Origin of the sequence: Nonomuraea sediminis (assembly GCF_018531495.1) — a bacterium.
Taxonomy (GTDB): domain Bacteria; phylum Actinomycetota; class Actinomycetes; order Streptosporangiales; family Streptosporangiaceae; genus Nonomuraea; species Nonomuraea sediminis.
The window spans coordinates 140,863-161,031 of the sequence record NZ_JAHDTI010000002.1 but is presented as its reverse complement, the minus strand read 5'-3'; the positions used below and the strand labels follow the sequence as shown (position 1 = coordinate 161,031).

19 protein-coding genes are annotated in these 20,169 nt (G+C 74.0%); 7 read left to right on the top strand and 12 right to left on the bottom strand.

What is annotated here, in order from left to right:
- Positions 1-36: 36 nt before the first annotated feature.
- From KIK09_RS08885 to KIK09_RS08865, 5 genes are all read right to left on the bottom strand, one after another.
- Positions 37-1,518: a serine hydrolase domain-containing protein gene (locus KIK09_RS08885; RefSeq protein WP_214318243.1), complete on the bottom strand. Its 1,482-nt coding sequence runs from the start codon at positions 1,516-1,518 to the stop codon at positions 37-39.
- 81 nt (positions 1,519-1,599) lie between these two features.
- Positions 1,600-2,604 (bottom strand): M16 family metallopeptidase, encoded by a 1,005-nt coding sequence (locus KIK09_RS08880; protein ID WP_214318242.1) that lies wholly within the window; start codon positions 2,602-2,604, stop codon positions 1,600-1,602.
- Entirely contained in the window at positions 2,604-3,737 is a 1,134-nt protein-coding gene (locus KIK09_RS08875) for a M16 family metallopeptidase (RefSeq protein ID WP_214318241.1), read from the bottom strand. The genes KIK09_RS08880 and KIK09_RS08875 overlap by 1 nt, the downstream gene beginning before the upstream one ends.
- Positions 3,727-4,587, bottom strand: a complete 861-nt coding sequence (locus KIK09_RS08870) for an alpha/beta fold hydrolase (RefSeq protein ID WP_214318240.1) — start codon at positions 4,585-4,587, stop codon at positions 3,727-3,729. The genes KIK09_RS08875 and KIK09_RS08870 overlap by 11 nt, the downstream gene beginning before the upstream one ends.
- A complete protein-coding gene (locus tag KIK09_RS08865; protein ID WP_214318239.1) occupies positions 4,584-5,846 on the bottom strand; it encodes an MFS transporter in 1,263 nt (420 codons plus the stop codon). Before KIK09_RS08865 ends, KIK09_RS08870 begins: the two co-directional genes overlap by 4 nt.
- An 88-nt stretch (positions 5,847-5,934) precedes the next feature.
- Between KIK09_RS08865 and KIK09_RS59940 the strand changes: the two genes are divergently transcribed.
- Positions 5,935-7,458, top strand: a complete 1,524-nt coding sequence (locus KIK09_RS59940; protein ID WP_214318238.1) for a helix-turn-helix domain-containing protein — start codon at positions 5,935-5,937, stop codon at positions 7,456-7,458.
- On the opposite strand, the gene KIK09_RS08855 is transcribed toward KIK09_RS59940, so the two are convergent.
- From KIK09_RS08855 to KIK09_RS08840, 4 genes are read right to left on the bottom strand one after another with little or no spacing between them, the layout of a single operon-like run.
- A complete protein-coding gene (locus tag KIK09_RS08855) occupies positions 7,366-8,637 on the bottom strand; it encodes a serine hydrolase domain-containing protein (protein ID WP_214318237.1) in 1,272 nt (423 codons plus the stop codon). The two genes, KIK09_RS59940 and KIK09_RS08855, sit on opposite strands and share 93 nt — an antisense overlap.
- Entirely contained in the window at positions 8,634-9,995 is a 1,362-nt protein-coding gene (locus tag KIK09_RS08850) for a pyridoxal phosphate-dependent decarboxylase family protein (RefSeq protein ID WP_250572867.1), read from the bottom strand. The genes KIK09_RS08855 and KIK09_RS08850 overlap by 4 nt, the downstream gene beginning before the upstream one ends.
- A gap of 60 nt (positions 9,996-10,055) precedes the next feature.
- Positions 10,056-11,540, bottom strand: a complete 1,485-nt coding sequence (locus KIK09_RS08845; RefSeq protein ID WP_214318235.1) for a PucR family transcriptional regulator — start codon at positions 11,538-11,540, stop codon at positions 10,056-10,058.
- 10 nt (positions 11,541-11,550) lie between these two features.
- Entirely contained in the window at positions 11,551-12,591 is a 1,041-nt protein-coding gene (locus KIK09_RS08840; RefSeq protein ID WP_214318234.1) for a serine hydrolase domain-containing protein, read from the bottom strand.
- A 177-nt stretch (positions 12,592-12,768) separates the two neighbouring features.
- Here KIK09_RS08840 and KIK09_RS08835 point away from each other — a divergent pair, with 177 nt between their 5' ends.
- The 5 genes from KIK09_RS08835 to KIK09_RS08815 all read left to right on the top strand — a co-directional run bounded on the left by KIK09_RS08835 (position 12,769) and on the right by KIK09_RS08815 (position 15,927).
- Entirely contained in the window at positions 12,769-12,951 is a 183-nt protein-coding gene (locus tag KIK09_RS08835; protein WP_214318233.1) for a hypothetical protein, read from the top strand.
- Between the two features lie 9 nt (positions 12,952-12,960).
- A complete protein-coding gene (locus KIK09_RS08830; RefSeq protein WP_214318232.1) occupies positions 12,961-13,491 on the top strand; it encodes an RNA polymerase sigma factor in 531 nt (176 codons plus the stop codon).
- Entirely contained in the window at positions 13,469-14,176 is a 708-nt protein-coding gene (locus tag KIK09_RS08825) for a hypothetical protein (RefSeq protein WP_214318231.1), read from the top strand. Before KIK09_RS08830 ends, KIK09_RS08825 begins: the two co-directional genes overlap by 23 nt.
- Positions 14,177-14,267: 91 nt before the next feature.
- On the top strand, positions 14,268-15,050 hold the full coding sequence (locus KIK09_RS08820; protein ID WP_214318230.1) for a hypothetical protein: 783 nt from the start codon (positions 14,268-14,270) through the stop codon (positions 15,048-15,050).
- A 1-nt stretch (position 15,051) separates the two neighbouring features.
- Positions 15,052-15,927: an ABC transporter ATP-binding protein gene (locus KIK09_RS08815; RefSeq protein WP_214318229.1), complete on the top strand. Its 876-nt coding sequence runs from the start codon at positions 15,052-15,054 to the stop codon at positions 15,925-15,927.
- Here the strand turns inward: KIK09_RS08815 and KIK09_RS08810 are convergent.
- On the bottom strand, positions 15,924-16,961 hold the full coding sequence (locus KIK09_RS08810; RefSeq protein WP_214318228.1) for a phosphotransferase: 1,038 nt from the start codon (positions 16,959-16,961) through the stop codon (positions 15,924-15,926). The genes KIK09_RS08815 and KIK09_RS08810 overlap by 4 nt on opposite strands.
- A 65-nt stretch (positions 16,962-17,026) precedes the next feature.
- On the opposite strand from KIK09_RS08810, the gene KIK09_RS08805 reads away from it, so the two are divergent.
- Entirely contained in the window at positions 17,027-19,552 is a 2,526-nt protein-coding gene (locus tag KIK09_RS08805) for a helix-turn-helix transcriptional regulator (protein WP_214318227.1), read from the top strand.
- Here the strand turns inward: KIK09_RS08805 and KIK09_RS08800 are convergent.
- Positions 19,542-19,937 carry a hypothetical protein gene (locus KIK09_RS08800; protein ID WP_214318226.1) on the bottom strand — a complete coding sequence of 132 codons (396 nt, stop codon included), beginning with the start codon at positions 19,935-19,937 and terminating at the stop codon, positions 19,542-19,544. The two genes, KIK09_RS08805 and KIK09_RS08800, sit on opposite strands and share 11 nt — an antisense overlap.
- Positions 19,930-20,151, bottom strand: coding sequence for a hypothetical protein (locus KIK09_RS08795; protein ID WP_214318225.1), 222 nt, complete (start codon positions 20,149-20,151; stop codon positions 19,930-19,932). Before KIK09_RS08795 ends, KIK09_RS08800 begins: the two co-directional genes overlap by 8 nt.
- Positions 20,152-20,169: the final 18 nt, after the last annotated feature.

The window sequence follows — 20,169 nt, the reverse complement described above, 5'->3', positions numbered from 1 at the left end:
GCCCCCGCCTCGTTCCGCAGGCCAATCGGCCTGCGGTCAGCCGAACCTGAGCCTGCGCAGGCCGCCACCGCTGAGCAGCAGCGCGCCGTACTCCAGTCGCAGCGTGAACGGCCCCGCCTGCCACAGCCCCGCGGGGGCAGGGGTCGCCGGCAGTTCGAGCGTCCGGCCGACTCGTAGCACGCCGTCGCGCACGCTCGCCGTGACGCCGAGCTCCTCGCACTGCCACTCGCCGTCGGGCATGGCCTGGTCCGACGGCGGCTGCGCGGCGTGGAAGGTCACCGCACGGCGGGCCGCCAGGGCCGAGCCGAGCACCAGCGTGTCGCCGGAGAACTCCAGCCACTGCAGGACCTGCTCGCCCTGCCCGTGCCAGCGCCCGTCGGCCTGGGGCAGGAACGTGCCCATGCCCGAGACGTCGAGCCCCGCGTCCGTGGGCTGGACGGTCAGCGTCGCGTCGCTCACCGGGTCGTGCCAGTGGGCGTGATCCGGCGCGGGCAGTTGCCCGGGTTCCCGCACCGGCTCGGGCTGCTCGCCGAGCAGGAGCCTGGCCAGCCTGTCGGTCAGCGCGAGCGGGTCGATGACGCGCTGGTTCGACAGCACCGCCACGCCCAGGTCCTCGTCCGGCAGGTAGAGCAGGTTCGACAGGTAGCCGTGCATGCCGCCCGCATGCCCGAACGCCGGCCGTCCCGCCACGTCGTGGTGGTAGATGCCGAACGCGTACGGCAGCGCCGTACCGTCGGCCAGCTCGGCCCGCTCGAGCAGCGCGTCGCGCAGGTCCGCGCCGAGCACCCGCCCGTCGGCCAGGAAGCCGAACCACGGAGCCAGATCGCGCACGCTGGTAACCACCCCACCGTCGCCCACCGCGCCCTCCTGCGTGTCGGCCCGGAGCGGCGGATGACCGTGGTTGTCGTAGCCGTAGGCCATCCGCTCCACCGGCACCGACGCATCGTCCCGGTAGACCGAGTCGTCCATCCCGAGCGGCGCGAACAGCCGCTCGCGGGCGAAGTCCGCCAGCGACTGCCCGCTGACCCTGCGCACCACCACGGCGGCCAGGACGTAGCCGGTGTTGGAGTAGGAGAAGTCGGTGCCGGGTGCGAACGTGGTGGTCCGCAGCCGCGCGATGACCTCGAGCAGCCGCTCCTCGGTCATCTCCGCCAGCGGGTGCCCGGTCAGCGGCTGCACCGCGTACCACTCGGGCAGGCCGCCGGTGTGCTGCAGGCACTGCCGCAGTGTCACCGGCACGGCCAGGCTCAGTTCGGGCACGTGCGTGCGCACGTCGTCGTCCAGGTTCAGCTTGCCGTCGCGGGCCAGCAGCAGCACGCACGCGGCGGTGAACTGCTTGCTCGCGCTGGCGATGTCGAAGCGGGTGTCGCCGTCGATCGGCACGCCGAACTCCAGGCACGCCGTACCCGCCGAGGCGGTGAGCAGCGGGGCGCCACCTTGGTAGACGGCCGCCGCGAGCCCCGGCGTTCCGGGGCTCGCCAGCGAGGACACCTCGCGTTGCACCAGTTCGAGATCCATGGTCGCCAGTATCGTCAGCCGAACGCGGATGCCCGTTGGCGTGCGCGACCACGCCTGGGCGGCGAACTTTGGCCTGCGCTCCTAAGCCCGCCCAGGGGGCGCTGCCCAGGTCCGGTCTTCCCCGAGGTGCGTCTGGCTGACGGTGACGACGGTGGGGTGGGACAGGTGAAGGGCGAGTGCTCGGGAGACGGTGCGGGCGTCGAGGGCGCGTAGGGCGTCCAGGTGGTGTTGGAGGTGTTCGGGGGGCAGGGCCTCGGCCGCGAGGGAGGCCAGTTCGTCGGCCAGTGCGGCGGCGCTCTCGTAGCGTGCCCATGCGCCGTCGAGCAGGGCGCTGACGGCCTCTGCGCAGGCGGTTTCGTTGAGGCCGGTGGTCGTCAGTTCCCTTAGTTCGGCCAGCGCCAGGTCGACCGCCTCCGCGTCGCGCACCGCGCCTTCGAGCAGCAGGGTTCCCACGCCAGACCGGGATTCGAGGGTGGCGGTGAAGCCGTAGGTCTGGGCGTGCCGATCGCGCAGGACCCGGTTGAGGAGGGCGGACAGGCCGCCGCCGAGCATGTGGCAGGCCACGGTGAGGGCGGCCCACGTGGTCAGGTCGGCGCGGCCGGGCACGCCGTACCCGATCGCGACGTGCGGCTGGACGGCTCCCGGCCAGGGGACCGTCACGGGGGTGCCGGCGGATACGAGACGGGCGGGGGCGGGCGGTCGCGCGGGCTCGGCCAGGCCCAGGGCCTCAGCGATGCTGTCGGCGGGGGATTCGGCTCCGACGATCACCAGGGTGCCCGCCGCCCGCTCCACGCGGAGCCTGGCGAGCAGCCGGTCGCGTGCGGCCTGGCGCGGGAAGAGCTGAGGTCCGGGCACGGCGGGAGGCGCGAGCCGCCGCAGCGCCTCGCCCAGGTTCTCGGCGGGCACCTCGAAAGCCAGCAGCTCGGCCGAGCGGCGGACCACCGCGCCCACCTCCTCCAGCGAGACGGCGTCCACCTCCCGCCCGGCGGCCTCACCCACCAGCCGTACCGCGGCGAGCCCACCGGCGGGCCGGGGGCACACCAGCGTGCACGGGGTCCGGCGGATCGGGGGGAGCGACCAGGTCATCAGGACTCCTCGAGGCGGTAGGCCAGCACATTGCGATCGCGGACCAGCAGGTCGGCCGCGGGCTCCACCACGACGGGAGCGGCGGGAGCCCGGCCGTGGAGCGTCAGCTCGTTCGCCAGCCCGGCGGCCGTCGCCACCCGCTCGAGATGCTCGCGGCGGGTCAGCGCGAATACCCGGTCCAGTTCGCCTGGCCGCGCCCCGGACGCGGCGAGCTCGGCGGTCTCCTCCACGACCGCCTGCTCGACGGCCTCCAGCGAGGCGCCGGGCGCGGCATGGATCTTGACGATCGCCATCGAGCAGGCCGTGGAGAAGCGGTGGAAGTCTGCCTCGACGGAGAGCGCCGTCCCTTGGTCCACGACCAGCCGCCGGTGCAGGCGCGACCCTTCACCTTGGGCCAGCAGGCGCACCGCCGCCTCGGCCGAGTCGAGCCCGGCGGAGGGCAGCAGGTGCGCCACGTAGAGGGCCTCGGCGGGCTGGCGTTCCGAGACCTCCAACCGCGTCCCGCCGCGGGCCGTGCCGTACGGGCGGGAAGGTGGCGGAGGCTTGCCCGGCACTCCGGAGAAGATCCGATCGGCCAGGTCGAGCGCCGCGTCGGCGTCGAAGTCGCCCACCATGGCGAGTACGGCGTTGCCCGGCGTGTAGCGGTCGGCGACGAAGGCCGCGCAGTCCTCCGGTGTGATCGCGTCGAGGTCCTCCTCCGTGCCCGCCGGAGTGTGCCCGAAAGGGTGGCACAGGGCGATCAGGTGCGGCAGGTGGGTCCCGTACGGCAGGCCGTACAGCCGCTGGCGGACCTCGTTCCTGACCACCTCCCGCTCCACCCGGAGCGCGTCGGCGAGGCCGCGTCCGGCCTCGAGCCGCAGGACCTGCTCCAGGCGCCCTGACGGCACGGTCTGGTAGTAGACGGTGTGCTCGAACCAGGTGTCGGCGTCGTAGAGGGCGCCCATCCCCTCCAGCGCGGCCACGTCCCCGCGCCGGTACATCAGGTGCTCGGTCACGTGGGCGAGCCCGGTCCTGCGCGGCGGCTCGTGGCAGGACCCGGCGGCGTAGCGGATGCTCACGGCGGCGACCCCGGTATGCCTGCGCTCCACGGCCAGCACGCGCAGGCCGTTGGACAGGACGGCTTCACGCGGCACGGCGCACCACCCGCAGGATCTCCTCGGCCACCAGGTCGGGACGGTCCTGGGGGACCAAGTGTCCGGCGCCGTCCGCTACGACGTGCCTGCCCAGGGGGCTGCCGGCCACCAGCCCGCGGTGGCTGTCGGCCAGGCTCGCCCACAGCTCCGCGTACCCGGCAGGGCGCACCCCTGCGGTGATCACCGTGATGGGCACGTCCGGCAGCGCTGCGGTCCCGCGCAGTTCGTGCAGTTCGTGCAGGCTGCGCTGCTGGGCGGCGCTCTCGGCCCTGGTGGCGCGCAGCGCGGAGCGGGCGCTGAGCTCGGCCAGCGTCTGGTCGCGCAGGTCGGGCGGCAGGTAGGCGGCCAGCCGGAGGGTGTCAGCCGTGGGTCGTCCCGTCGCCAGCCGCAGGAGATGGCCCGCGGCTTCCAGCGCGTCGCCGACGGGCTGGAGCAGCCTGGCCAGCGCGTAGGCGGGGCTGCGCGGCAGGGTGACGTCCTCGAGCGGGACCGACGGGTCGACCAGCACCAGCCCCGCCACGCGCTCCGGGTGGAGCCGGGCGAAGCGTTCGACCAGCGCGCCGCCCAGGCTGTGCCCGACCAGCACGCAGGGACCGGTCTCGCGCAGCAGATCGAGCAGGTCCCCGGCCATCCTGACGTGATCGCGGCGGGCCCGGTCAGGCTCGCTGAGCCCCAGCCCCGCCCGGTCGTAGGCGAGCACCGCGGTCCGCGTCGCCACGATCGGCGTCACCAGCGCCCACTCGGTGCGCGTCGCGCCCAGCCCGGCCTCGAGGACCACCACAGGCTCGCCCGCGCCCGAGGTCACGTAGTGCAGCCTGCGCCCGTCGCGGGTGCGCGCGTACCCGCTCATCGGCCCACCGCCGGCGCCAGGTCGCGGGGGAGAGTACGGCCGGCCGAGGCGATGACCATCGCGGCCACCACCCCGGGCACGGCGATGGCCACCACCGCCCCCGCCGCGCCCAGCGCCCGTTCGGCGGAGCCGAGCAGCGCGGCGCCCGCCATGCCGCCACCGGCCAGCGCGAAGGCGCTCACCGCCGCCGCGTGCGCCCGATGCGCGGGCGCGATCACCGACTGGCACAGCAGCTGGGCGGTCGGCACGATCAGCGCCTGGGCCGCCGCGGCCAGCACGAAGGCGGCCAGCGCGAGCGGCAGCGCGGGCGCCAGCACGCCCGCCGTGTACATGAGCGCGGTCACGGTCACCGCGGACCCGCACAGCACCGCCACCCCGCCGGGACGGGCCTGGAAGACGCGGTCGAGCGGCCGCCCCGCCGCGAGCAGCGCCACCAGCATGACCCCGGCCGTGCAGGTGAAGAAGATCCCGCGGGCACCGGCGCCGAGCTGCCAGCGGTCCTCCAGGTGGACCGAGACCAGCGTCGAGACGGGCACCTGCAAGGCGCCGAACGCGGTGAACCCGGCCAGGACGCGCCGCAGCGTCGGCGTGGCGGCCATGGCCTTGACCGCGGCGAGCAGGCCGGTCCTGGGCGGAGCGTCCGCGGGCGCGTCGAAACGGCCGATCCCGGGGTCGCGCAGGCGCACCGCGAACAGGCACGTCAGCCCGGACAGCCCGCCGAGCACGGCGAACGCCGCGCGCCAGCCCAGCCCGAGCCAGCCGGTGAGCGCGGACACCACGAGGGGAGCGGCCAGGTAGGCCAGTGCTCCGGCCGCGCCGTACAGGGTGAGCATCCTGGCCCGCACCGCGGCGGGGTAGGTGTCCACCAGCAGCGGGGTGTGCAGGGAGACGGTACTGCCGTTGGCCATGCCGAAGACCAGCACGACCAGCGCCAGGCTCCACGCGCCCGTGGTGAGCGCGACGGCCGCGGTCGCGGCGCTCCACACCAGCCCGGTCACGACCGACAGCACGGCGCGCCGCGGACGCCCGGTGACCAGCCCGGCCAGCAGCAGCGGGGCCACCGCGAGCGCCAGGAACTGCACCGACATCGCGCTCGCCAGGTCACCCACGCTCAGCCCGAGCTCGGTGCGCAGGTCGGGACCGAGCACGGTGAGTCCGGTGTCGGCGAAGGAGTTGCTGATCACCAGGGCGCCCAGCGCGGTGACCGGGTAGAGGCTCAGGCCGTGCTCGCGCAGCACGTTACGGAGCGGTTCGTCCATTCCTCCACCCTGGAGTTCCGCCGCCCGGCAGGCTCTGTCCGATCGGCTAACGTTGTCCAGGATTCGTTGTCCGGTGAGGAGCGGGGTCGTGAGCGGAGGTTCGTCACTGGCCCGGCTGCTCGAGGCGGGTGACTTCACCGCGGTGACCGCGCCGCGCGGGCTCGACGTCGCGATCACCGGGCCTGTCCTGCACGACTCGCTGAAGCCGCCCTCGTCCCGCTCGGGCTCGGTCGTCCTGCTCGTCGGCGTCGATCCCGCCGCGCCGGGTTCGGCCGCCGTCCTGTACGGCCTGGTCGAGGCGGCGGCCGTGGTGGTCCGCACCCCGGCGTGCGCCGAGGTCGCCGAAGCGGCACAGCGGGCCGGAGTGGCGCTGCTGACCTGCCCTCTGCCGTGGGCGCGGGTGTTCGCCCTGGTCGAGGCGGCCTCCGCTGACAGGGCACCGGGCACGGCGGCCCAGGCGCTCGCCGGGATCGCGCCGGGGGACCTCGACACGCTCGCCGACGACGCGGCGGCCCTGCTGGGGCGGCCGGTGATGTTCGTCGACCCTGAGTGGCGGCTGCTGGCCTACTCGGCCGTGCTCGGCCAGTGGACCGACGCCCTGCATCGCGAGCTGCTGCTGGCCAGGGCGGTGCCGGAGCGGGAGGCGCCCTCGGCCACCCGGCGGCTGCTGCTGGCCGGCAACCGGGCGCTGCGCTTCTGGAACGAGGACGGGGACGAGGCCGTCTGGCGGATCGGCGCGGGCGTGCGGTCGGCCGGGCAGCCGGTGGGCATGCTCTGGGTCCTCGAGGGGCACGACCAACTGCCGCTGGAGCTGCTGGCGGTGATCGAGGAGGTCGCCCGGCTGAGCGGCCCGCACGTGGCGCGGCACCTGGCCGCCCGCACGCGCGACCGCGAGCGCCGCGGGCGGCTGGCGGGGCAGGCCATCGACGGCAGGGACGCCGCGGCCGCCTGCCGCGCGCTCGGCCTGGACCTGTCGGCGGGGTGCGCGGTGGTGGCCGTCCGGGCCGCGGACGGGGCCCGGGTGCTCGACGCGGTCTCGGCCGCGCTGGCCGCCCGGCGGCACGCCGCCGCGTGCGTGCAGCGGTCGGACGTCGTCTACTGCATCCTGCCCGGCGACTCCGCCTACGAGGTGGTCGCCGGGCTCGCCACGGACCTGGGCATCAGGGCGGGCATCGGCGGCACCGCGCGGGACGGCGCCGGGCTCGCCCGTTCCCGGCGCCTGGCCCACCTGGTGCTCGGCGTGCTCGAGGAGGGCGGCGAGCCTGACGATGCCACGTTGCGCGCCCGCGTGGCCGTACGGGAGTTCCTCGAGCTGCTGGCGGCCACGCCCGAGCTGTTGCTGCACGAGCTCCCGCTGGCGCAGGAGGAGACGGCGCTGGCCTGGATCGAGGCCCTGGGCGACGCCGCCGGGGTGGCCGGGCGCACGGGCCTGCACCCCAACGGCGTCCGCTACCGCATCCGGCGCCTGGCCGAGCTGGGCCTCGACCTGGACGACCCGGACACGCGGCTGCTGGCCTGGCTACGCCTGCGCCTCGCGGCGGGGCAGCGCCCGCGCGCTCAGGTGCAGGTAGCGGGCCCGGCCGTCGCCCGCGTCGCCGACGAAGGCGACTGAGGTGTGCGCGCCGTCCTGCTCCTCCAGCGTGATCAGGGTGTCGCGGTCGAGCGGGACGGCGGTGAACGTCTCACGGTCCTCCTCGTCGCTCACCGTCAGGCGGAAGGCCGCGCCCTCCCTGACGACCTCGACCGAGATCGCCTTGGAGGCGTAGCGCCCCTCGAAACGCGTCGGGTCGGCAGGGACAGGACCGGCCGGAGGTACGGCAGGCGGCGGCATGCGGACCCCGGCCAGCTCGTCGAGCAGCGGAGCGGCCAGCTCGTTGAACAGGGCGCGGGCCCGGCCTCCGTTGGTGAGCAGCGCGATCGCCACCCCGGCGGCGGGCACGGCGCGCAGGAACGCCGTCTGGCCGACCGTGTTGCCGTCGTGCCCGATGACCGGCCCGCCAGGCCAGTCGAAGACCTCCCACCCGAGTCCCCACCACCGGCCGCGCCGCCCCACCCCGGGCGGCAGGGTCACCTGCGGCAGGGCGGCCCACTCGGCGTCCAGGTACGCGGCGGCGAACCGCACCAGGTCGGCGGCGCTCATCGCCAGGCAGGCGCCGGCGGCGGCGTTCGAGCGCGGCAACGCCCACACCGGCGCCGGGCTGCCGTCCAGATGGCCGACGGCGGGCCTGCCGAGGATCGCCTGCTCGGCCGAGGTGGCCACGCCCAGGCCGAGCGGTCCCGCGAGCCGCTCGACGAGGGCGTGCTCCCACGTCGTCGCGGTGACGACCTCGACGATCCTGCCGAGCACGCAGTAGCCGGTGTTGCAGTAGGAGAACAGCTCGCCGGGCGGGAAGACCTGCGGCGCGATGTCGTCGAGCGCGGCCACGTACCGGGCCAGCGCGTCGTCGCCGGGGCCGAAGTCGTCGTAGAGGTCGCCCTCCAGGCCCGAGGTGTGGCTGAGCAGGTGGCGTGGCGTGATGCCGTCGCGGAAGCCGGGCAGGCAGGCGCTCACCGGCGCGTCCAGATCCAGCCTGCCCTCCTGTGCCAGCTGCATGATCAGCGCGGCGGTCCAGATCTTGGTGACCGAGCCGATCTGGAACAGCGCGTCAGGGGTCGCCGGCCAGCCGGTCCGCAGGCTCAGCACGCCGGCCGCCGCCTCGCGCACCTCGCCGCCCGCCAGCACCGCCACCGCCGCGCCCGGCACCTCGTGCTCGGCCACCAGTACGGCCAGGCGCTCCGCCAGCCCTGTCACCGGCTCTCCTCCCTGCCCGCCATGACCACGGCCGACAACAGGGACGCCACGTCGGTCTCCGGGTTCAGCAGGGTGAGCTTGAGGCAGACCCGGCCGTCCAGCTCGGTACGGCCGACCACGGCGCGGCCCTGTCTGAGCAGCCGGCGGCGCAGCGCCGCGTTGACCTCGTCGCCGTCGCGGTAGCGGAAGACGACCGTGGACAGCACCGGCGGCGCCACCAGCTCGAGCTCCGGGTCGGCGACGATCAGGTCGGCGGCGCGCAGGGCCAGGTCGTGGCAGCGGTCCACCAGCTCGCCGAGCCCGCGCCTGCCCAGCGAGCGCAGCACCACGAGGATCTTGGCGCAGTCCGCCCGCCTGGTCGTGCGCAGCGACTGGCCGAGCAGCCCGTCGTACCCCTCGGCCACGTCGTCGGCCGGGTTGAGGTAGGCGGCGCGGGTCTCCAGCCCGGCCATCGCCCCGGCGTCGCGCACCAGGAACACCCCTGCCGCGGCCGGGACCCACCCGAACTTGTGCAGGTCGATCCCGACCGAGTCGGCCCGCTCGATGCCGCGGACCAGCGGGGCCAGCCGGTCCGACAGCAGCGCGCCGCCGCCGTGCGCGGCGTCCACGTGCAGCCAGACGCCGTGCGCCGAGGCCACGTCCGCGATCTCGGCGAGCGGGTCGACGGCGCCGGTGTCGGTGGTGCCCGCCGTCGCCACCACCGCGACCGGCACGTCGCCCGCCCGCTCGCAGCCGGTCAGGGCCGCGGCCAGGCTCGCCGGATCCATCCGGTGCGTCGCGTCGGTGGCGATCGGCTCGACGCCGTCCAGCCCGAGCAGCGCCGCGGCCCGCTGGATCGAGAAGTGCGCGCCCTGCGAGCAGAACACGCGCCTGCGCCCGGCGGGGGCGCGGTCGCGGGCCAGCATCAGGCCCATCAGGTTGGACTCGCTGCCGCCGGTCGTCACCGTGCCCGAGGCGCGCCCGGGGTCGAACCTGGTCAGGCCGGCCAGGGCCGTGACCAGCTCGCGCTCCAGCGTCACCGCGGCGGGCGCCTGGTCCCAGGAGTCCAGCGACGGGTTGAGCGCGGACACGGCCAGGTCGGCGGCGACCGCCTCGGGGAGGGGCGGGCAGTGCAGGTGGGCGGCGCACGCCGGGTCTGCCGGGTCGGCGCTGCCGTACACCAGCAGGCTCGTGATGGCGGACACCGCCTCCAGCGGGCCGGTGCCGCTGTCAGGCAGTGCCCCGCCCGCCTCGTCTAGCACGGCCCTGACCCGTGCGGCCAGCTCGGCCGGCGTCACGGCGGGGACCGGCCCGCCGCGCTTCGCCGCGGACTCTGCCATCGCCCGCAGCACCTCGTCGATCAGCACGTTCAACCTCATGAGCCCCACCATGCCCCCGCCGTGAGCTCCGCACTCTGGCCTGCCGGACAACCCCGGCGGTCACCTCTTGTACGGCATGCCCAGCCGCAGCCGGAGCCAGGCCGCCAGCCGGATGTCGGGGTCGCGCAGGTCGGTGCCGGCCTCAGCGAGCTTGCGGACGCGATACCTGAGCGTGTTGGGGTGGAGGCCGAGCCGGTCGGCGGCGGCGCGGTAGTCGCCGCCGGCCTCCAGCCAGGCCAGCACCCAGTCCTCACCCGGCGCCCGGTGGACCAGCAGCTCCGGATGGTCGCCGAGCAGGTGGCGCAGCTCCGTCACGGCCACCTGGGTGCGGACCTCGGCCACGCTCGCCACCGCCGGGCCGTCCTCGCGCTCCCGCAGGACCTCGAGCACCAGCCCGGCCTGGCGCGCCGAGCCCGGCAGGCCCGCCACGTCGCGCACCCGGCCGCCCACGCCGGCGATCAGCCGGTGCCGCCCGCGGATGCGCCGCACGGCGTCGTCGGCGATCTCCCTGGCGCGCGCGCCGAGCGGGAAGTAGACCGTGTCGCCGCGCAGCACGCAGGCGGCGGGCCTGCGGTAGGCCTCCAGGTAGGCGGTCAGGCTCTCCAGGAGCACGCCGCCGAGCAGTTCCTCGCGCGCGCCGACCGCGACCACCGCCAGGCCCGCGCCCGGGTCGAGCCCGAGTTCGCGGCAGGCGGCCTCGGCGCCGTCGCCGCCCTCGAGCGCGATCTCGGCCAGCTCGCCGTACCGGCTGCGGGCGGCCCGCGCCTGGCCGACGTGGGCGCCCGCGAGCCTGGCGAACTCCTCGACCAGCTCGAGCCGGTCGTCGGGAAGGGGCGTCGCGCCCTCGAGCACCCAGAGCATGCCGCACGGCTCGGAGCCCACCCTGATGCCCACGCCGACCCGCGAGGACCCGCCGCTGCCGAAGCGGCGGGCGCGCGTGTCGCGCAGCAGCGCCCTGCGGGCCTCCGGCAGGGCCTCCGCCTCGGGCACGGCACGGTTGAGCACGGTCTCCCGCTGCAGGTGGTCGGCGGAGCGGTGATCGAGCGCCGAGTACGCGAGCAGCCGCCACTGCGCGTCCACGAACACTACGGGCCGGCCGAGGGCGACGGCGACGGCCCCGGCCAGAGCCTGCAGGTCGCCGGGCGGGACCCCGCCCACGTCGCCCGCCGCCTGCTCCCTGTCCGGCGCCGTGGTGACGTCCTCAGCCAGCGTGAACAGGTGGGTCCACGCCAGCGGCCAGCGCATGCGCAGCAGCGCCAGACCCGCGTCGCGGGCCGCCTCCGCCAGGGGTCCGCACGCCTCGTCCGCGCACGGACCGGCCACCACGGCGGCCGCGCCGCGCAGCCCGCGCACCGCCGCGGCCGCCTCGGGCGCCGCGGGGTCCAGCCCGACGAGCAGCACCAGCGAGCCGGGCGGCGGCGGCCCGGCGTCCAGCGGGTCGTGGACGGCGGTGCGGGTCAGCTCGGTGGGTCCGGGCGTCACCAGGATCTCGAGCAGGTCCTCACCCACCTGGGCCACCAGCAGCTCCAGCGGGACTCCGGTCATGCCTGTCTCTCTAGCAGAAGGTGGGTTCGAAGAGGTGCTTCATGGTCTTGTAGAAGTCGTTCCAGTCGCCGTTCAGGTTGCTCACCAGCACGCGGGTGCCCCTGCGGTCGCCCATGGCGTACGACACCGAGCCCTGGATGTACCCGCCGCCGCCCCAGAGCGTGCGGCCGCACCCGAGCGTCTGGGAGTAGACGCCGAGGCCGTAGCGGGTGTCGGGGACCCAGTCCGAGCCCTCCGTGGAGACGGTGGTGAACATCTCCTTCTGCTGGGCGGGCGGCAGGAGGCGGCCGCGCAGCAGGGCACTGAGGAAGCGGTGCAGGTCCGAGGTGGTCGAGACCATGCCGCCCGCGGCCCCAGCCCAGCTCAGGTCCGCGTCGGTCACGTCGTGGACCGCCGTGGGACGGCCGGCCTCGTCGAACTTCGAGTAGTGGCGGGCGTGCGGGTCGCGCAAGGTGTTGTCGGCGCCCGGCAGGTAGGTGCCCATCAGGTGCAGCGGGCCGGCGATGCGCCGCTGGATCTGCTCGGCGAGCGTCGAGCCCGTGGCACGTTCGACGATCATCCCGGCCAGGTTGTAGTTGACCTTGGAGTAGATGAAGCGCTTGCCGGGCTCCTCGGGCGGCGGGGTCGGCTTGCCGGGGACGGCGTCGGGCAGCCCGCTCGTGTGGTTGAGCAGCTGCCTGATGCTGATCTTGGTGCCGTCGCCGCCGAGCTTGTCCTCCACCACGCCGGGCAGCCACTTGGCCACCGTGTCGTCCAGGCTGAGCTTGCCCGCCGCCGCCAGTTGCAGGACCACGGTGCCGGTGAAGGCCTTGGTGAAGCTGCCGATGCGGAAGTGCTCGCCTGGCCGGCGCCTACTTCCGGTCGTCAGGTCGGCCACCCCGGCCGTGCCGAACCACGGCTTCGCGTGACGGTCTCGCAGGTCGGCGACGATGCCGGGGCCGCCGCCGTCGGACACCTCCCGCTCCAGCACGCGCTGGAGGTCGACGGCGGGGGGCGTCGTCATGGCGGTCCCCGACATGGTGAGGGCGGCGAGGAGCAGGGCGCGGAACATGGTGGCTCCTTGGGATCGAGGGTTACGTATAAGCAACGTTAGTTGACTAACCTGAGATTAGTCAACGCAAGTTGCTTAAAGAGGCCGACTGTGATCTGCGTCACGGCGTGAACCTGGGCGCGGGCCCGCCGCTACTCACCGGACATGATGGGAAGAACGTTGGCCGGGGTCGCGCTGGTGGAGACAATCGGTCTGAGCGGCACGAGCGCGCCGGCAGCGGACAAGGCGGAGCCGCCGCGGGGCGCCAGGGCGGTGGTTCAGGTCAGCCCCAACCCCACGACCAGATCCGGGCAGGAGATCACGATCACCGGCGACTGCGACGGCGAGGCGGGCGTGGTCCTCCTGGTCACCCACGTCTGACCGAACACGGTGCCAAGCGACGCCGACCTCCTGGCCAGCATTGCGCAGGGTGACACGGTCGCGCTCACCGCGCTGTACGAGCGCTTCGGCGAGCGGCTGTACGCCTTCCTCTGCCGCCTGGCCAGGGACGAGGGCACGGCCGAGGAGATCCTGCAGGACACGCTGTTCGCGGTCTGGCGGTCGGCCGGGGCGTACCAGGGGCGGTCGAGCGTGAGCACCTGGCTGTTCGGCGTGGCCCGTCGGCAGGCGCACAACCGCCTGCGCGGCAAGCCACCGCCGCCGGCCGCGGAGCCACGCGACCTGGCCGAGCCCGTACCGGGACCCGAGGAAAGGGTCCTGAGGGACGACTGGCTGCAGAGGGCGCTCGGGATGCTGCCCCTGGCGCACAGGGAGGTGGCCGTGCTGCATTTCCTCTGCGACCTGGGCGGTCAGGAGATCGCCGAGGTGCTGGACATCCCGCTGGGCACGGTGAAGAGCCGCCTGCATCACGTCCGCGCGAAACTGAGGGAGAGTCTCGGTGAACAAACCACCCCCCGCTGAGCGGATCGTCGCCGCCGCGCTGGCCGCCTCCGCGCTGGAGGGCGGGCTCGGGGACCTGCGCGTCCACGCCGTGTCTCCGGCGCGGCGGGCCTGGCTGTTGCTGTGCATGGAGGCGCGGCTCGTGCACCCCGCGGTGTGGGCGGCCTCGCTGCTGGTCATGGCGGTGTGCGGCGGGCTGGCGCTGATGCACGGCGTGGTGCCCGACGTGCTGCTCGAGCTCTCGGCCCCGCTGGTCGCCGGGCTCGGCGTCGCCGGGCTGTACGGGCCCGAGCAGGACCGTGCGTTCGAGCTGGTCGCCGCCACGCCGACCTCGCCCCGGCTGGTGCTGCTCGCCAGGGTGACGCTGGTGTACGGCTACGACCTGGCGATCGCGCTGGCCGTCTCCGGCCTGCTCTGGCTGTCCGGGAAGGCGTCGGACGGTCCGGCGGCGCTGATCGCCTCGTGGCTCGGGCCCATGACCCTGCTGGCCGCGCTCAGCCTGCTGCTGGCGGTGTGCTGGAATCCGGCGGGGGCGATCGGGGTGACTCTCGGCGTCTGGATCTGGATCGCCCTGCCCTACATCGGGGCGCGCACCCCTCAGCCGGCCGGTGGCCTGGCGGGGGCGCTGGGGGCGGCGCTGGTCCTCGGGACGGCGGCGATCCTGCTGGCCGGGCGGGGCGAGCCGCTGCGGAGGCCACGGTCGTGAGGGCGATCCTGCTCGGCACCGCCGTACTGCTGGGTGCGGCGGCCTGGAGATGGCTCGGGGACTCCGAGCGCGTACTCGGAGGTGAACCGGAATGATCCCGACCCTGCGCTACGAGTTCGTCATGCAGGTCCGCCGACCGTCGATGTGGATCATCTACGGCCTGGTCGTCGCGTTCATGGTCACGAAGCTGGCGTACTGGTCGCTGGATCTCGGCGAGTCGAGACCGGCGGTGCCGCGCCACGCCATGGTCGTGGCCGCGAGCATCGTCATGGCCCTGCTGCCCATCGTCTACGGCTGCCTGCTGGCCGACCGGCCGCAGCGCGCCCGCGTGCTGCGCGTCGAGCCGGTCCTCGCGGCCACGCCGTCCGGCGCCACCGCGCGCCTGGTGGGCCGGTACCTCGGGACGTGCGCGGCGACCGCCGTACCGATCGCGGTGGCGTACTTCGGCAGGGCGCTGCTCTACGCGGTCGTCAAGGGCGAGCCCGCGGCTCTCGGGTGGGCGGTGGTGATCTTCCTCGCCGCGGTGCTGCCCGGGCTGGTCTTCGTCGGCGCGCTGGTCTACGCGGGGACGCTGCTGATCCCGCCGATGCTCTTCCGTGTGCTGTTCGTGGCGTACTGGTTCTGGGGCAACCTCATCCCGCCGGACCTGATGCCCACCCTGTCCCACACGATCTTCTCCGCGACCGGCGAGTACGCCAGGGACGGCCTGCTGGCCCCGTTGCCGCCCTACGGCGTCACCGTGCCCGGCGCCTTCGACTTCCTGCGCCCGGCGGCCACCCAGGCCACCGCGCTGCTGTGGATCGGCCTGATGATCGCGCTGGCGGTGGCCATGCTCTTCCTCGTTCGCCTGCACGCATCACGAAGCGAGTCCTGACATGCGGATCGACATCTCCGGCCTCACCAAGATCTACAAGGGCGGCACGCGCGCCCTGGACGGCCTCGACCTCTGCGTGGAGACCGGGATGTTCGGCCTGCTCGGCTCGAACGGCGCCGGCAAGACCACGCTCATGCGCGTCCTCGCCGGCCTGCTCAAACCCACCTCGGGCCGGGTTCACGTCGGCGGGTACGACCTGGCCACGGCCGAGGGCAAGCTCGCCGTACAGCGGGCGCTCGGCTATCTGCCGCAGGACCTGGGCGTCTACCCCGACCTGACCGCCCGGCGCTTCCTCGACTACATCGGGCTGCTCAAGGGGTTGAACGCCGCGTCGGCGCGGCGCCGCAGGATCTCCGAGCTGCTCGAGGTCGCCGGGCTGTCGGACGTCGCCGACCGCAGGCTCAAGGGGTTCTCCGGCGGCATGCTGCGCAGGGTCGGCATCGCCCAGGCACTGCTCGCCGACCCCCGGCTGCTGATCGTGGACGAGCCGACGACGGGGCTCGACCCGGAGGAGCGCATCCGCTTCCGCACCCTGCTGTCCCGCCTGGCCGGGGATCGCACGGTCCTGCTCAGCACGCACATCGTCGAGGACGTGGCGCAGACCTGCCGCTCGCTCGCGGTCCTGTCCGCGGGCAGCCTGGCATTCCAGGGTACGGTCGCCGACCTCGTCGCCCAGGCCGCCGGCCAGGTCTGGACCGTGCACACCCCCGGCCCCCCACCCCCCGGCGCCCGGGTCGTCTCCGCCCTGCCGGAGGACCAGGGCATGTCCTACCGCGTCATCGCTCCAACCCCTCCGACGCCGGAGGCACGCCCACAACACCCCACCCTTGAAGACGGCTACCTCGCCCTCATGACCGCACCCAGCGCCGTGGGCTAGAGGTCGAGGGCGCGGCCGTGGACGGCCAGGTAGCGGGCGAGGGCGATGCGGTGGGCGAAGAAGGCGCGCATGGCGTCGTCGGGGTCGTCGGTCAGGCGCTGGACGGGGATGGCGGTCCACAGGCTGCGCAGGACCAGCGCGCCGAGGTAGCCGTCGTGTTTGAGCACGCTGCCGTAGCCGTCGGTGATGGCCTCGTGGACGGCGGGCAGGTCCTCGACGGCGAGCGAGCCGTCGTGGGCGCGGCCGACGAGCAACTGGCCGAGGTCGAACCCGACGGCGCCGGGGGAGTTCCAGCTCCAGTCCACGGCGACGAACTCCGCCGACCCGTCGGCGGGCACCAGCAGGTTGCCGGGGCTCGCGTCGCCGTGGACGCCCGTGTGCGGCAGCCGTTCGAGCGCCTCCAGGATCGTGTCGATCCGCGTCGCGAGGAAGGCGATGTCCTCCCTGAGCCGCTCGTCCGCGTGCGGGGCGACCAGCGGATGCCGCCACACCGCGTCGTCCAGGACGGCCGGGATCATCACCTGGGGAGGGACGTTCGTGGCGAACGTCCGCAACGAGGCGTTGGGCCCGTTCGCCGGACGCATCGCGGCCAGCTCGCCGAGCAGCCGCGCCGCGCGGTGGTAGCGCTCCAGGTCCCACTCGCCCGGCGCCTCCTGGACGTCCTCCAGCCACATGACCAGCCGGTCGTCGTCCAGCACGTCGAGCCGGCACAGGCGCGGCATCCGCATGCCCTCGGGCAGCGGCTCGTCGGCGAGGTAGGCGTCGACGTCGGCGCGCCAGGGGAACAGCTCGCCCATCGTGGGCCGCATCGCCTCGGGGAACTGGTCGAGCCCGTCCCACACGCGCAGCGACTGGACGGACTTCACGAAGAACGACCAGCTCGCCCCCGACGTCGTCGTCCCGCGGACGCGGTGCAGGCCGACGGTCGACAGCGCGTTCATGGTGGTTTCGACTGGTTCGACGCGCTGCTCGGCGATCTCGGCGGCGGGGTCGCCGAGAGTCTTCCTGACCAGGTCGGTGAGATCATCATGCATGGCATGAGCATGCTGGCATCGAATTCCCCTCGCATGAGCATCTCGTACTCAAATATCCTCGCGGCATGTCGAGGACCTGGCCCTTCGCCGGACGCGCCGATCAGCTCTCGGAACTCAGGTCTTCCCGCACAGGCGTCGTGGTGCTCGGGCCCGCCGGCGCAGGCAAGAGCCGGCTCGTCGCCGAGGCGGTCCGCGATCATCAGGACGTCGCCTGGGTCAGGGCCACGACGGCGGCGGCCGAGCTGCCCCTGGGCGCGTTCGCGCACCTGCTTCCCGCCTCGCCGCCGTCGGCCAACCTGCTGAAATGGGCTTCGGACTCCATCTCCGCCGACGTGCTCGTGGTGGACGACGCGCACGCGCTCGACCCGGCGTCCGCCGCGCTCGTGCACTTCCTCGCCGCCCAGCGGGCGGTCCGGCTCTTCGTCACGGTCCGCGGCGGCGAGCGGCCGCCCGACGCGATCGTGGCGCTGTGGAAGGACGACCTGCTGCCGTGCCTTCCTCTGGACGCGCTGACCCTGGACGAAACGGCCGAGGTCCTGGCCAGTGCCCTCGGGGGCAGGGTGGAGTCCGCCTCGCTCACCCGGCTCTGGCGCACCAGCCAGGGGAACCCGCTCTACCTGCGCGAACTCGTGCTCTCCGGAGTTCTGCGGGACGTCGGCGGGCTGTGGCTGTGGCACGGTCCGCTGCTGATGAGCACGACCATGCGCGAGACGATCGCCGCCCGGATCGGCGACCTGGCCGCCGCGGAACGTTCCGCGCTGGAGCTCCTGGCTCTTGGCGAGCCGCTGGGCGCCGACCTGCTGGCCTCGCTGAGCTCGTCCGCCGCGGTGGAAGGGCTCGAGGATCGGCAGCTGGTGACCGTACAGGCCGATGGGCGAAGGCTGCAGGTACGGCTGGCGCACCCGTTCTACGGCGAGGTCATCCGGGCCTCGTGCGGGACCCTGCGGACCAGGACGATCCTGCACACGCTGGCCGAGGCCGTGTCCTCCTCCGGGCTCCGGCGGCGCGACGACGTGATGCGCGTGGCCGTGTGGCGGCTCGACGCCGGAGATCCCGCGGATCCGTCCCTGCTGCTCGAGGCCTGCAGCTACGCCCGCGCGGTGCGCGACCTGCCGCTCGCGGAACGGCTGGCCAGGGCGGCAGGCGATTCCGGGGACGCGTGGCTGGCGCTGGCCAGCATCCTGTTCCTCCAGGACCGCTACGCCGAGGCCGAGGAGTTCTTCACCCGCGCCTGGGGCGCCACGCTGGACCCGGTGCACCGGATGGAATGCGCCGCGATGGGCACGCTCAACCGCCTGTGGGGGCTCGGCCGCCACGACCTCTCGCTGCTCGAAGAGGGTCTGCGGCAGACCTCCGACCCTGACGACCGCCAGGTCCTGCGCAGCTTCGTGGGCTCGCTGCAGCTCTACGTCGGCGACCCCGAGGCGGCCGCCGCGGAGGTCGCCTCGGCCCGTCAGGAGACCAGGACGCTCAGCATCGCGGCCCGGGGGTCGGTGCTCACGATGGAGGCCCCGCTGCGCGTCGCCACCGGCGAGACCGGCAGGGCGCTCGAGTGCGTCGCCGAGATCATGGCGCTGCTGACCGAGGAACAGCAGGCCAAGCCCAGCATCACCGGTCTCATCATCGACAACGGCGCGCTGGCCGCCGCGATGTCAGGGGACCTGGACCAGGCCGACCGCCTCACCGCGATGCTCGACAGCGGGGAGGAGTACGTCGGCTCGTGGAACCGGGTCACGCTGCAGGCCTGCGTGCGGCGGACCCACCTGCTGCGGCTGCGCGGACGGCTTTCCGACGCGTTGAAGGCGGGTGCCGAGGCGATGGTCCGGCTGCCCGCCGTGCCGACCATCTATGCGGGCCCGTGCCTGGGCGAGACGGCCCACGCCCACGCCCTGCTCGGCGACGCCGACGCCGCCGAGGCGGTCCTCGCGCGTGCCGGGGAGCTGGCCCTGCCCACCGGGCCGTTGACCGACCTGCCGCTGGACCACGCGCGGGTGTGGACCATGGCGGCGCGCGGCGACCTGCAGGGGGCGGTCGAGCTCGCGCTGGAGATCGGCCGCTCGCCGTACAGGATGTTCTCGCTCTTCGCGCTGCACGACGTGGTCAGGCTCGGCCGTCCCGACCTGGTCGCGGACCGGCTCGCCGAACTGCGGGTGGACGGTGTGCTGGCACCGCTGTTCGCCCGGCACGCCGCGGCCCGCACCGGGCCCGACCTGCTGGCCGTCTCGGCGTCGTTCGCCGAGCTCGGCTTCACCCTCTACGCCGCGGAGGCGGCCGCCCAGGCCGCCGCCCGCTACCTGGACGCGGGCGAACCCCGCAAGGCCACCGGCGCCGAGACCCGGGCCTGGGCCCTCACCCAGCGCTGCCAGGGCCCCCGCACCCCCGCCCTGGTCGGACTGACCCTCCCGGGCCTCACGCCACGGCAGCTCGAGGTCGCCACGCTCGCCGCCCAGGGCCTCACCAACCGCGACATAGCCGCCCGGCTCTTTCTTTCCGTGCGTACGGTCGCCAACACCCTCTACGCCGTCTACGAGAAGACCGGCACCCCCGACCGCAAAGCCCTCGCGGAAATCCTCGAATCCCTCAAGCCGTGATCTCGTAGGGGACGACGACGATCTGATCGGGGTCCTCGTAGATCACCCTGCCGGGATCCGGCGACTCCAGCCGCACGCAGGCGATGTCATGGGCGTCAAGGATCGCGAGATACCCGGCCACACGGTCGATGAGATGCCGGGCCGACGACTTGAACCAGGCGGCCGCCCCGGGATTGACGTCGCGGTTGTAAACAGCCGGATCCACCATGGCGGGATCAAGGAAGTTCGCGTCATACCAGGCGTTGCTCTCCACCCGGAAGCGTTCCTCTCCCGCCGACAGCTTCAGATCGAAAGCGAGCCTGTTGACCAGGCTGAACACACCCGGATAGATCCCCCGCTTGTTCGGGAGAGAACTCTGGAACCGGACGTACAGCGGCTCAGGCATCCAGCGCTCGCCTTATACCGGCGGCCAGTGCGGCGGCCTCCCGGGTGTGTTCGACCACGCCGTACTCCGCGATGTGGTCGCCGTCGTCGTAGACGGTCTCTTCTGGTTGGCCGGGGTCGCCGTTGACGATCGCGCAGATGAAGCACGGGCCTGTCCGGGTACGGCGGGTGTAGGTCGCCACGTCGAACGGGACGCGTTGGATCGCTCCGGTCACCTGGATCATGTTACGCGG